Annotated in this window: 12 protein-coding genes; 3 read left to right on the forward strand and 9 right to left on the reverse strand. The window is 65.2% G+C overall.

Annotated features, from left to right (window positions below):
• Positions 1–4: 4 nt before the first annotated feature.
• A complete protein-coding gene (locus tag FJ867_RS20520; protein ID WP_140818423.1) occupies positions 5–826 on the reverse strand; it encodes a sugar phosphate isomerase/epimerase in 822 nt (273 codons plus the stop codon).
• A 175-nt stretch (positions 827–1,001) separates the two neighbouring features.
• On the opposite strand from FJ867_RS20520, the gene FJ867_RS20525 reads away from it, so the two are divergent.
• Positions 1,002–2,150 (forward strand): Gfo/Idh/MocA family oxidoreductase, encoded by a 1,149-nt coding sequence (locus tag FJ867_RS20525; protein WP_140818425.1) that lies wholly within the window; start codon positions 1,002–1,004, stop codon positions 2,148–2,150.
• A gap of 23 nt (positions 2,151–2,173) precedes the next feature.
• Complete coding sequence (locus FJ867_RS20530; RefSeq protein WP_140818482.1) at positions 2,174–3,124, forward strand: alpha/beta hydrolase; 951 nt, start codon at positions 2,174–2,176, stop codon at positions 3,122–3,124.
• Here FJ867_RS20530 and FJ867_RS20535 read toward each other — a convergent pair.
• From FJ867_RS20535 to FJ867_RS20570, 8 genes are all read right to left on the reverse strand, one after another.
• On the reverse strand, positions 3,112–4,146 hold the full coding sequence (locus tag FJ867_RS20535) for a LacI family DNA-binding transcriptional regulator (RefSeq protein WP_140497700.1): 1,035 nt from the start codon (positions 4,144–4,146) through the stop codon (positions 3,112–3,114). The two genes, FJ867_RS20530 and FJ867_RS20535, sit on opposite strands and share 13 nt — an antisense overlap.
• Positions 4,147–4,436: 290 nt before the next feature.
• A complete protein-coding gene (locus tag FJ867_RS20540) occupies positions 4,437–5,228 on the reverse strand; it encodes an SIS domain-containing protein (protein ID WP_140514582.1) in 792 nt (263 codons plus the stop codon).
• A 39-nt stretch (positions 5,229–5,267) separates the two neighbouring features.
• The gene (locus FJ867_RS20545) at positions 5,268–6,038 is read right to left on the reverse strand and encodes a GntR family transcriptional regulator (RefSeq protein ID WP_140497696.1); all 771 of its coding nucleotides are present in this window, start codon (positions 6,036–6,038) and stop codon (positions 5,268–5,270) included.
• The gene (locus FJ867_RS20550; RefSeq protein ID WP_140520923.1) at positions 6,035–6,910 is read right to left on the reverse strand and encodes an ROK family protein; all 876 of its coding nucleotides are present in this window, start codon (positions 6,908–6,910) and stop codon (positions 6,035–6,037) included. The genes FJ867_RS20545 and FJ867_RS20550 overlap by 4 nt, the downstream gene beginning before the upstream one ends.
• Positions 6,907–7,644, reverse strand: a complete 738-nt coding sequence (locus FJ867_RS20555) for a PIG-L family deacetylase (RefSeq protein WP_140583859.1) — start codon at positions 7,642–7,644, stop codon at positions 6,907–6,909. Before FJ867_RS20555 ends, FJ867_RS20550 begins: the two co-directional genes overlap by 4 nt.
• Positions 7,641–8,498: a carbohydrate ABC transporter permease gene (locus tag FJ867_RS20560; protein ID WP_140555548.1), complete on the reverse strand. Its 858-nt coding sequence runs from the start codon at positions 8,496–8,498 to the stop codon at positions 7,641–7,643. The genes FJ867_RS20555 and FJ867_RS20560 overlap by 4 nt, the downstream gene beginning before the upstream one ends.
• Positions 8,495–9,427 (reverse strand): sugar ABC transporter permease, encoded by a 933-nt coding sequence (locus FJ867_RS20565; RefSeq protein ID WP_140514575.1) that lies wholly within the window; start codon positions 9,425–9,427, stop codon positions 8,495–8,497. Before FJ867_RS20565 ends, FJ867_RS20560 begins: the two co-directional genes overlap by 4 nt.
• A gap of 50 nt (positions 9,428–9,477) precedes the next feature.
• Positions 9,478–10,746, reverse strand: coding sequence for an extracellular solute-binding protein (locus FJ867_RS20570; RefSeq protein ID WP_140514572.1), 1,269 nt, complete (start codon positions 10,744–10,746; stop codon positions 9,478–9,480).
• A gap of 321 nt (positions 10,747–11,067) precedes the next feature.
• On the opposite strand from FJ867_RS20570, the gene FJ867_RS20575 reads away from it, so the two are divergent.
• Positions 11,068–12,360, forward strand: coding sequence for a sugar ABC transporter substrate-binding protein (locus FJ867_RS20575; RefSeq protein ID WP_140583860.1), 1,293 nt, complete (start codon positions 11,068–11,070; stop codon positions 12,358–12,360).
• The last annotated feature ends 6 nt before the right edge of the window (positions 12,361–12,366 follow it).

A 12,366-nucleotide genomic window follows, 5' to 3' on the forward strand; every position in this document is an offset into this window, starting at 1 on the left:
CGTCTCAGGCCCCGTAGCCGCGCATCGTCTGGCGGTTGGTCTTGACCGCGCCGGCAGGATCGGCCGCGGCCGTGTCGGATTCTTCTTCAAGCACCAGCCAGCCGTTGAAGCGCGGCGCCGCACCGACGATCTCGATCACTTCAGGCGTGTCGCAGACGCCTTTACCCAGCATCGCCCAATCGCCCTTGGCGTCGACGTCCTTCAGATGGATGTAGCGGATGCGGTCGCGGTAGGTGGTAAGCGTATCGGCCATGTCCTTGTGGCCGCGCAATATGTGGCCGGTATCGGGCACCCAGCCGACCAGGTCGGGTTCGAGCAAGGCAAAGATCGCGTCGTAGTCGGCGCGGTCGAACAGCAGCGTGTTGTGGTGCGAACTCGGATGCACTGCGACCTGGACGCCGGCCTTGCGCCCGAGCTCGCCGGCCCTGTTGTAGACCTCCGCGGCGATAGCGAATTTGTCGTCGCGCGAGCCGTTGGAGACGACGGTCGCCGAGCCCATCGAGACAAGCGCACCTGGGAACGCGGCAGCGAAATCGATCCGGCGCCTCGCGGTTTCGAGATCGGCGCCGATCTCGTCCTTCAGCGTGAAGCCGCTTTTCGAACCGAAGGCGAAGGAGACCAGCGTCAGGCCGGATGCTCCAAGCGCCGCGGCGAACTCCGTCGGTTTGCCTGCATAGCGGCCGATCATGGTGTCGGTGATCTCGATGCCGGCATAGCCGCCGTCGGCGATCGCCTTCAGGAGATCGTCGGGGCCGCCGGTCCAGGCCTTGCCGAGCATCTCCCAGGTGAAGGTCTGGCAGCCGATCTTGAGCTTCGTCTTCGTCATGTCGTTCATTCCTTGACGCCGCCCTGGGTTTCCTTGGCGCCCCTGGGTTTCGCATGGTCTATAAAAATTTTACGCGCGTCAATATTCAATATGTTGTATAGCGGCTGCGAGGGATGATCCATTGGCGGGCAACGGATCGGGCAGAGCGTGGCCGCATCGGAGGAACGACAAGAAAATGCACGGACAATCGAAGACGAAGCTTGGGATCGGCGTCGTCGGATGCGGCAACATCTCGATGACCTACCTGCGCAATGCCGCGCTTTTCGGCGGCATCGAGCTGCGCGCCTGCGCCGACATCTCGGCCGACATGGCTACCTTGCGCGCCAAGGAATATGGCATCCGTGCGCTCGGCGTCGATGCGATGCTGGCCGATCCCGAGATCGATCTCGTCCTCAACCTGACCATCCCGGCTGCGCATTTCGACGTTTCGCTTTCGGCGCTTTCGGCGGGCAAGCATGTGTTCACCGAAAAGCCGCTGGCGACCTCGGCCAGCGACGGGCGCCGCCTGGTGTCGGAGGCGGCCAAGCGAGGGCTGCTGCTCGGCTCGGCCCCCGATACTTTCCTCGGCGCCGCCGGCCGGCGGGCGCGCCGCCTGATGGATGAAGGCGCCATCGGCCGCGCCGTGACCGGCACAGCCTTCATGATGGGCCGCGGCATGGAGCACTGGCACCCCAACCCACAATTCTACTACCAGCCGGGCGGCGGCCCGGTGTTCGACATGGGCCCCTACTATCTGACCATGCTGGTCAATTTGCTCGGTCCCATCCAACGCGTCATGGCAATGGCGACGCGGGGCCAGCAGGAGCGGCTGATATCAGCCGAGGGACCGTTCAAGAACACGACCTTCAAGGTCGGCACGCCGACCAACGTGCTGTCGCTGCTCGAATTCCGGTCGGGCGCGACAGTCACCTTCGGCGCCTCATGGGACGTCTTCAAGCACTCCAACCATCCGATCGAACTGCACGGCACGGAGGGCTCGCTGCGCCTGCCCGACCCCGACACGTTCGGCGGCACCGTGTCCTTGTCCGAGCGCGGCGCCGAGTGGAAGGATTTCCCCAGCGAGGGCGAACTCTACGGCGCCCGTAACTGGCCCTATGCCGCGCCCGACCGCGCCAATTATCGCATGCTCGGCGTCGCCGACCTCGTGCGTTCGCTCGCGACAGGTGCCACGCCCCGGGCGTCCGGCAATCTGGCGCTGCATGTGCTGGAGATCATGGAGGCGATCCTGCACTCCGGCGAAACGAAAAACCCGGTCGCCATTGCTGGCGATGTCGTCCAGCCGGCCCTACTCTCGGAGGACGAGGCGCGCGGCCTGCTCGCCTAGATGCAATCATGACGGAGATTGCGATGACGCTCGATCCTGATGCTCTGCGTGCCCTGGAAATCGGCCGCGCGGCCGGCGGTGCGCCGTTCGAGAACGGCAGCGTGGCGGCGGCGCGGGCCGCCTACAACGCTTCGTTCCCGGCGCAGCAGGGCGAACATGAGCCGGTCGCGGCGACGTCGCAGCGGCAGATCGGCGGACCGAACGGCCCGGTTCCGATCCGCATCCATCGCGGCATCGGCGCACCGCGAACCGGCGCGCGCGCCGTGCTCTATCTGCATGGCGGCGGCTGGGTCATCGGCAATCTCGATTCGCATGACGAGATCTGCCGCTGGCTGGCCAATCTGGCCAATGCCCTCGTCGTCTGCCCCGATTATCGACTGGCACCAGAGCACAAATTCCCCGCCGGGCTCGAAGACTGCGCGGCAGCGCTCCGCTTCATCGCGCAAGACGCCGGGGAGCTCGGCATCGATCCTGCCCGTATCGCCGTTGCCGGCGACAGCGCCGGCGGCAATCTTGCCGCCGTGCTGGCACTGCTCGCCCGCGATGGGCAAGCACCGCCGCTTGCCGCCCAGATCCTGATCTATCCCAACACCGATGCCCGCCAGACGGCGGACAGCTACCGCCGTTTCGGCAACGGCTTTGGACTGACCGCCGCCACCATGGCCTGGTTCCGCGACCACTATGTGCGCACCCCGGACGACATCAAGGACTGGCGCGTTTCGCCGCTGCTGGCACCGAGCCTTGCAGGCGCGGCGCCGGCGTTTGTCGTGACCGCCGGTCACGATATCCTGGCCGACGAAGGGACCGCCTATGGCGAACGCCTGCTTGCTGAAGGGGTGCCGCTGGTCCTGCGGCACTGGCCGGGCCAGATCCACGGCTTCGTCTCGATGGGCCGCTACATTCTCGCCGCGCGGCAAGCGATGAGCGAGGCCGCGGCCTGGCTCCAATTGCAGACGCGCGCTCAGGCCGACTGACGCATCACCAGGGTCGCGCCGAGCTTGACGTTTCGCACGAGGTCATGCGCGGGCGGGCGGGCCTCGTCGAGCAAGGCCAGCAAGATCTCGACGCTGCGGCCGGCCATTGCGGCGAAGTCCTGCGCCATGGTGGTGAGCGGCGGACAGGTGTAGCGGCTCAACGGGTGGTCGTCATGGGCGGCGACACGGAAGTCGCAATCGGGCTTGCGGCCGATCTTCAGCCCGCGCGTGAAAGCGGCCGACATGATGCCGAAGGCGAGCCGGTCATTGGCGCACAGGATGGTGCGACCAGGCAGGCCTCCCTTGTCGAGCGTCCTTTCCATCCATTCATGGCCGATCCGCTCGAAGTCCCAGGTGTAGTCGCGCGCCGCGTTGATGACGACAGGCTCAAGGCCGGCGGCCCGCATCGTCTCGATATAGCTTTGCAGTCGCTCGCCCGAATTGTGGTTGACGTGCGGGATGTCGACATACACCGGCGGCTCGCCGGACCGGCAGAGATAATCGACCATGATCGACGTGCTCTGGTGGTTGTCGTTGCCGACGAAGGGCGTGTCACCCTCGATATAGGTGTCGAAATAGACGATCGGGATGTCTTTGCCCATCCGTTCGAAGACGCCCGGCTCGGAGACCGATCCCAGCGGGGCCACGATGGCGCCGGCCACCTTCAGCGAGGTGAGCGTCTTGACCGATTCCGACTCAAGCCTGGGCGAACCGTGCGAGGAGATGACGATCGGCCAAAAACCCTCGTCGCGGCAGCGCAGTTCAATGCGGCTGACCATCTCGGCATAGAACGGATCGGTAATCGCCGGCACGACGATGCCGACATTGCGGGTGCGCTTGCGGTTGAGATTGCGGGCGAAGAGGTTCGGCTGATAATCCGAGGAGCGAAGCGCGGCCTCGATGCGGGCGCGCGTCGCCGGCTTGACGCTCGTCGGATCATCGAAATATTTCGACAGGGTCGGCCGTGACACGCCGCACGCCCGGGCGAAGTCATCCATCGTGCGGTGCGTCTTTTCCGCCATCGATATTCAGGGTCCCTTGCCCTCGCCCGCCGCCCCGGCCGACACCAGTCAGGCGGCCGTTGCCTGGAAGCAGCAATGCTCGACCGAACTTGTCCAGTCAAGTTTTAACGGTTCCCAATAGATCGCAGAGTCATTACGCGCGTCAAATTATTTATTTACGCTTTCAAAGCAACACTGGAGCTTCGGAAGGAAGCCAAGGGGATAGGCCCGGGTCTTGCATCGACGATGATAAGTTCGCATTGGGCGCATCCATGGGCGGGAGGCGTCCGCGACGCCTCCCGCCCCGAACATCATTCGCCCCGCATCGTCGCCTGGAAGGCCGGCAGGTGCTTTTTCTGTGCTTCCAGCATGCGTTCGCGGTAGACGCCGTAGATGACATCGGTGTCGTGCAGGGTCACGCCCGCGATCGTCGGCGAGGCGAAGACCGGCAGTTCGATGCCGCGCTTGGCGAGCTGCTCGGCGGTACGCGCGACCAGCTCATGCGCCAGGATCATGGCGAGCACCGTCGAAGAGCCGGAGACCGGACGGCTCCAGCCCTCGACCGGCACGATCGCATCCTCGATCGGCGAGCAGGTGTCGATGACGAGATCGGCCGCGTCGGCCAGTCGCTTGCCGGAGGAGTGCGTCGCGGGCTTGTCGAGATTGTTCTTGCTGGTGACCGCAACGACGAAGATGCCGCGCTTCCTGGCATAGAGCGCCGTATCGATGCCGGAAGAGTTGCGGCCGCTGTGGCCGAAGATGATGATGGAGTCACCCTTGTTGAGCGGCTGATGATCCAGGAATTTTTCGGCGTATTTCTCGGTGCGCTCCAGCCACAGCAGCTCACGCACGCCGCCGGCGCCGAGCACATTGTGCCACATCACGCGCGGGTCCGTCAGCGGGTTGAAACCGACATAGCTGCCGTAACGCGGAAACACTTCCTGCACCGGCAGCACCGAATGGCCTGAACCGTAGAGATGGATCAGACCGCCGCCTTCAAGCGAGTCGGCAAAGCGGCTGGCTGCCTGGGCAAAGGCCGCTTCATTGGTTTTCGCTGCCTGGTCGATGAGGGCGGCGAGACGGTGAATGTAGAGGTCGGACACGTGGGTACTCCTGTTAGTGTCTGCTTGGGTGATGATGGATCAGCTTCGCGGATTTGACGGGACGCGCCCGGCGCGCAGCGTCGAGCGTATCTCGTAGCGGTCGCCACGCATGATGGAGACGGTGAACTCGAACGGACCGCGCTCGTCGGTGGCGATACGCTCGACCACGAAAGCCGGACTGCCGATCGGCAGATCGAGCAGCTCGGCATCCGCCGCGCCAACCGCGCCGACGCGATAATTCTCGCGCGCCGCCACCGGCACGATGCCGTAGTGGCGCTCCAGCGCTTCGTACAGCGATCCCTGCAGCAGGCCGGCGTCGAGGAAGCCCGGCACACGTGCGGCTGAGAGCTGCGCCGTCTGGATGCCGATCGGTTCGTTGTTGCCGAGCCGCAGCCGCCGGATGCGCACCACCGGGTCACCCTCCTCAATCTCCAGCGCGCCGGCCGCTGCCGCATTGGCGGTGGTGAGGCTGCAATCGAGCAGGCGCGAGCCGGCAACGACGCCGATATTGCCCATCTCCTGAGTGAAGCTCGTCAGTTCGCGGGTGCCGGCGACGAGCGTGGTGGAGCGCACGAAGGTGCCGCGTCCGTGTTCGCGGCGCAGCAATCCGCTTTCCTCCAGATTGCGCAAAGCGTGGCGCAGCGTGATGCGGCTGACCCCGAACAGCGCGCCCAGCCGGTCTTCGGCCGGGATCTGGTCGCCCGTCGCCCATTCGCCGCTCTTGACGATGGCGCGGATGGCCTCCTCGACCTGATACCAGAGCGGCTCGGGCCTTCTGCGATCCGGCTGCTGAAAACTGGCTTCACTCATCGGATCTGTCTCCACCCGCTTCCGGCCTGCCCGGCCACTGCCGCACCGACCAGGCCTGCGCCAGGGCCGAACGCGCCAGCCTTGAGAGAAATGCCGCGCAGATGCGGCGGCAGTTGGCGCCGCAGCGCGGCAAGCAGCGGCGGTCCGATGACGTCAAGCGCATCGGCAAGGCCGCCGGAAACCAGGATCACCTGGGGGTCGAGCAGCGCGACGGCGCCGGCAAGCGCGGTGCCCAGCCGGCGCGCCGGCAGCTCGAGCAAGGTCTGTGCCGCGAGTTCGCCCGCCTGGGCAGCCGCGATCAGCTGGCGGCCGCTGGCAAGGCCGACCTGACCGGCAAGCGCGTCAAGCGCACGGCCCGATGCAACGCGCTCCAGCCAGCCGCTGCGCTCCTCGCCATGGTCCTTGATGTCGGCGCAGGCCCAGCCGAACGAGCAGGCGCCGCCATGCGTGCCGGCGACGATGCGGTGGTTGGCGAGCACCGCCGAGCCTATGCCCGTGCCGATTGCCAGCAGGATCGCATCCGACATGCCCTTCGCGCTGCCTTCAACGGCTTCCGCCAGCAGGGCGATCTGCGCGTCATTGCCAACGGCGACGCGCAACCGCGGGAACAGCGCCGCGATGTCGACACCGTCGAGCCAAGGGAGATTCGGGATCCAGCGGCAGACCGACCCCTCGACGAGACCTGGCACCGCCAGGCCCAACGCCTTGACCGCGCCAGCCTCGGCGCAAAGCGCCGTGATACGGGCGACGAAGGCATCAAGGCTTGCCGGCGCCGGTTCGCGGCTCGGCCTCTCCAGCGCGCTGACATTGCCGGACTGGACGGCAGCGCGCAGATTGGTGCCGCCGAGATCGATGGCCAGAACCCGCGTCATCGGCGCCCTCCGGCAGCCGGCGGCGCGAACAGACCGCTGCCGGCGTTCCAGGAATGCGAGGCCGCCGCGAAGGCCTGCGCATGGCGCGTGCCGCGCAGGCAGCCACGCAGACGGTAGAGCGCGCTGTAGTAATCGACATAGGGGAAGCTGCTCAGGCCCCGCGCCAGCTCGTATTCATGCACCGCCTCGCTCCACGCCTCGAAGCCGTCGCTGACGTCGACCAGGTGCTCGGGGCGGAAACCGTCATCGTCCTCCCAGTTCTCGCCGAACAGCAGCAAGCCCGGCGTAAAGGCGGCATGGTCGCGCGCAACAGTCGGAAGGGCGGCGAAGAAGATGCCGGTCTGCGTCAGCTTGGCTGCGGCGCGATGGTCCTTGTGCCAGCTGCCGTGCCAATGGGTTATGACCACTTCCGGCTTCAGCTCGCGAATGACATCGCACAGTTTCAGCGCCGTCTCGTCGTCGGAAGGCAGGAAGGCGTCATGCAGGCCAAGATTGCGTATGGCGACGCCGAGGCGAGCGGCGGCCCTGCCCGCTTCCTCTTCCTTCTGAGCGCAATAGTGCTCGGGGATCAGGCACGGATGGCCCTGCTCGCCCATGCTCAGGTGCAGGAACGTCACCGTGGCGCCCCTCATTACGGCGGCCGCCGCCAGCGGTCCGGCGATCACCTCGGCATCGAAGGCATGCGCGCCGACGACCAGGATGGATTTGGCGGCATAGATCCTGTCCTCGATCATTTCATGCCTCCCCCGGCGCCTACGCCCTCTCGAATCTGGCGGGCGAGCAGACAATACATGATCAGGATCGGCGCCATGGAGATCGCCAGCGAGGCGAACACCAGGCCCCAATCGGTGCGGTACTGGCCGACGAAGACGCTGATGGCCAGCGGCACGGTCTTGTAGCGGTCGTCGAAGATGAAGATCAGCGGGAAGAAGAAGTCGTTCCACACGGCGATCGCCGTGAAGATGGCGACGATCGACACCGCCGGCTTCACCATCGGCAGGATGATCTGGAACAGGATGCGGACCTCGCCGGCGCCGTCCATGCGTGCCGCCTCGTCGAGTTCGGAGGGCAGGACGCGCATGAAATTGGCGAAGATGAAGACGGCGAAGGGAATGCGGATCGCCGAATAGACGAGGATCAGTCCGGTCAGGGAATCCAGCAGGCCGAGATTGCGCATCAGCGTGAACAGCTCGACCGAGGCGAGCCTTATCGGCAGCATGATGCCGGACAGGAACAGGCCGAGCATGATGGCGTTCCAGCCCAGCCGGTAACGGCTGAGCGGATAGGCGGCCATGGCCGAGACGACGATGGTGAGGATGACCGTCCCGGCGGTGACGATCAGGCTGTTGATGAAATTGTGGCCGAGGTCGGCGCGCGTCCAGGCGTTGACGAAATTGTCGAAGGCCCAGCTTGCCGGCAGGCCGAGCCGGTTGTCGTAGATTTCGGCCGTCGACTTGAAGCAGGAGACGACGAGGATGTAGAGCGGCAGCAGCACGGCCGCCGTCCACAGGGCAAGCACCGTCCAGCCGGGCAGCCGCGAAAGCCGGCGCGAGATCACGGGATTGCCTGCCATGGTCAGCGCGCTCATAGCTGCACCGTGCGGCGGTCGAAGAAACGCAGCATCAACAGCGTGCCGACGCTGAGGATGAGGAACAGCATGGTGCCCAACGCCAGCGCCAGGCCGATGTCGGTGATGCCGACGGCGCCCTCCGCGCCGAAGGCCAGCCTGTAGAAATAGGTCACCAGCGTGTCGGTCGAATAGCTCGGATTGCCCTGCACGCCTTGCATCACATAGACGATGTCGAACTGGTTGAAGGTGTTGATAAAGGACAAAGTCGTCAGCGTGCCCAGCGCCGGCATCAGCAAGGGCAGCGCGACGGAGAACAGCATGCGCGCATTGCCGGCGCCGTCGAGTTTCGCCGCCTCGAAGATCTGGCCCGAAATCTGCCGCAGGCCCGCCGTGTAGATCAGCACCGGCAGGCCCATCCAGTTCCAGGCGTCGACGGCGACCAGCATGGCCAGCGCGGTGTGGCTGTTGCCAAGCACGGTCAGGCTGCCCTGGTGCAGGCCAAGCCCGTTCAGCGCCCATTCGACCACGCCGCCCGGCGCCAGGAGCAGGCGCCACAGCGCACCGACGATGACCGGGCTCAGCACCGCGGGGAAGAAAAAAACCGACTGGAAGAAGGCCGCACCTCGATCACGCAGGAACAGCAGCCAGGCGAACAGCAGTCCGATGCCGTTCTGGAAGACCATGATGCCGAAGAACCAGGCGGTGTTGTGCCAGAGCGCGCCGTAGAGCCTGGCGCTACTGGGGAAAACGAACAGGCGCGAAAAATTCGACAGGCCGGCGAACTCGGTGATGCGCAGCCCCTTCCAGATGAAGAAGCTGCCCCACAGCGACATCGCCAAGGGATAGAGGACGAACAGGGCGTAGACGGCCAGCGCCGGCAGGATGAAAAGCACGGCCATGCGCTGCTGCGTTCGCTTCAGGCTGCTTTTGCGGCGACGATCGATCATGCGTGGCTTGCCCGGTGGGAGGCCGGCCGCATTGCGGCCGGCCCGGCTCCTTACTGCTTCGGCTTGAACCAGGTGGCGACGGCGGCCTGCATGTCGGCCGCCAGCTTCTCCGGTGCGATGTTGCCTTCGACCATGTCGATGATCTCCGCTTGCAGGACGGAAGAGGCGGTCGGCGACTGCCAGCGGAAGCCGACCAGCGTCAGGTAGGGCGTCGAGTTCTTCGACATCTCCATCATCTCGGCCAATACCGGGTCCTTCACCGTGACATCGGTGCGGGCCGGCGGCCAGCCGAGTTCGTCGGCGAACATTTGCGCGAATTCGGCCGAGGCCATGAAGTCCAGCACCTTGATCGCGGCTTCCTTGTTCGCGCTTTCGGAGACGAGGCCGTAGGAGCCGTCCGAGAAGGCCGAGGTGTAGAGCTTTGCCCCCGCATCGTCGGCGGGGAACGGGAAGATCGAGAATTTCAGCTTCGGGTTCTGCGATTTGAAGCTGCCATTCTCGAACGAACCGCCAAGAAACATCGCGGCCTTGCCACCAATGAACTGCTGGGTGGCGGTGGTGTAGTCGATCCCGGCGAAGCCGTCGGGGAAATAAGGCTTCAGCTCGGCGAAGCGCTTCAGCGCCGCGACATAGCGCGGATCCTCGAAGGTCGCCTTGCCGGTCATCATCTCGTCGTAAAAGCCGGGGCCGTAGACGGTCGGGCCGATGACGCCGACGCCGATCTCCAGTTCCCACGCCGAGCCGTTGGCGCCGCCGGTGGCGATCGGCGTGATGCCGGCCGCCTTCAGCTTGTCGCAGGCGGCGACGAAATCCTTGTAGGTCTTGGGGACCTCGATGCCCTGCGCGGCAAAGATATCCTTGTTGTAGAAGACGCCCATCATCGGCACCGAATAGGGCACGCCGTAGAGCTTGCCGTCGGAGCGCCCACGCGCGCCGCCAAGGGCTGCGTCCGGCATGCTCTTCAGTTCCGGCACGCTCTCGTCGAGCGCGTCGAGATAGCCCGCCTCGACGAAAGGCTGCAATTCGCCATAGGCCTTGAGCTGGGCGATGTCGGGCCCGCGCCCGCCACGCAACGCCGTGCTCAGGCGGTTCTGGTAGTCGGCATCCGGCGTGAACTGGATGTTGACCTTGATGCCTGGGTTCTTGGCCTCGAAGGCATCGAAGATGCGGCGCATCGCGGCTTCGTCCTCGGTGCGCCAGCTCCACAGCGTCACCGTGCTGTCGGCCCGCGCCGGCAGGCTGGTGAACAGGCCAGCGCAGGCGGCAAGGCCGCCGATCAGGCCAAGGGCTGCGCGTCGGTGAATTGAAAGCATGCTCATTGCCAGTCTCCCATTTTTATCTGTCCTTGGCGTCCCGCGGCCCTATCGACGCCGCGGAGAGTCATTCCTCAGGAAAGTCATTATAACGACATAGCAGCCTCCGCAAGAGGTCTGACACTCCCTCCGGGAACGGCTGGGCTAAGCCAATCAACCATGATTCCTTCACAGCTAACTGTATTTCCACCGTAAATTTCGTATGTGAACGGACAGCAGAGAAATCAGGGACAGCGCCATGCGCAGCTTTTTCGCAATCGGGCCCTTGCGCCAATGCTTCATGTTGTCATAACGTCATCGTGATCGCTAGCCTGAGGGAGGATGAGGATGTCTCTTGCCTGGACTTCGAAACTGGCTCTGGCCGCGAGCCTGGCCATCCTGCCCGCCAGCGGCTGGGCGCAGTCGGTCAACATATCCTATCTCACCCATTGGTCGCCGGAGACGGTCGCATTGCTGGAAGCGGCGGCCAAGGACTATGCGAAGACAAATCCAGATGTCAGCGTCACCGTGCGCGCCGTTCCCTTCGGCGATCTCCTGACCACGCTGCGCTCCCAGGGCGGCGGCGCGGACGGTCCCACGATCGGCGGCATCTACGATCTCTGGTTGCCTGAGCTCGCCCGCGACAAGCTCGTCGCGCCCGCCCCCGACCCTGTCGCCGAAGAGGTCAAGGGAGCATGGCCCGCTGGCGTGGTGAGCGCCGCGTCGGTCGGCGGCAAGCTCTACGGCATTCCCAACGAGATCGACGTCTACGCGCTGAACTACAACAAGGCACTGTTCAAGCAGGCCGGCATTACTGCTGCGCCGAAGACCTGGGACGCGTTCAAGGATGCGGCGAAGAAGCTGACCAACAAGGATGCCGGCCAGCAGGGTTTCGGCATGATCAATTCCTGGGCGGCGGGCGTCGTCCACCCCTTCGCCTCGCTGCTGGTCTCCAATGGCGGCGACCTGGTCAAGGACGGCAAGCCGGCGCTGGACACTCCGCAGGCCGCGCAGACCTTCCAGCTCTATGAGGAGCTCATCAAATCGGGCGCCAGCGTGCCGGCCATGGCGACGGCAGACGCCAACACCACCGGCCCCTTCCTCGACAATTTCGTCTCCGGCAAGACCGGCATGATCATCATGGCCAATTGGTGGGAAAGCGCGCTGAAGGCAGGCATGGGCGACAGGTTCGCGGATATCGCCACCGCACCAATCCCCGTCGGCCCGAGCGGCGACAAGCCGCATTCGATCTCCTATTCCTGGATGACGGTGGTCAACGGCAATGCCGGCCAGGCCGAGCAGAAGGCCGCATGGGAATTCCTGGCCTGGCTCAACAATCCGAAATCCGGCAAGAACGGCGCCTCGGCGATGTCCGACATATTGATGTCGATGGGCATCCTGCCCTCGCGCAGCTCCGATATCGAGGCCCACAAGGACAAGCTCGGCTCGGAATTCCTGTCGGGCTATGTCAGCGTGCTGGCCGACGCCAAGCCCTTCCCGGTCGTGCCGGGCGGACAGGAGTTCTCGGAATCCCTGCAGCAGACGCTGGAGGCGTTGCAGTACGGCCAGGTCTCGGCCAAGGATGCGCAGGCGACGGCGCAAGCGGACGCCGCCTCGATCCTGGAGCGCGCCGCCAAGTAGACCGAA

The sequence above is a fragment of the Mesorhizobium sp. B2-5-3 genome (assembly GCF_006441005.1).
Taxonomy (GTDB): domain Bacteria; phylum Pseudomonadota; class Alphaproteobacteria; order Rhizobiales; family Rhizobiaceae; genus Mesorhizobium.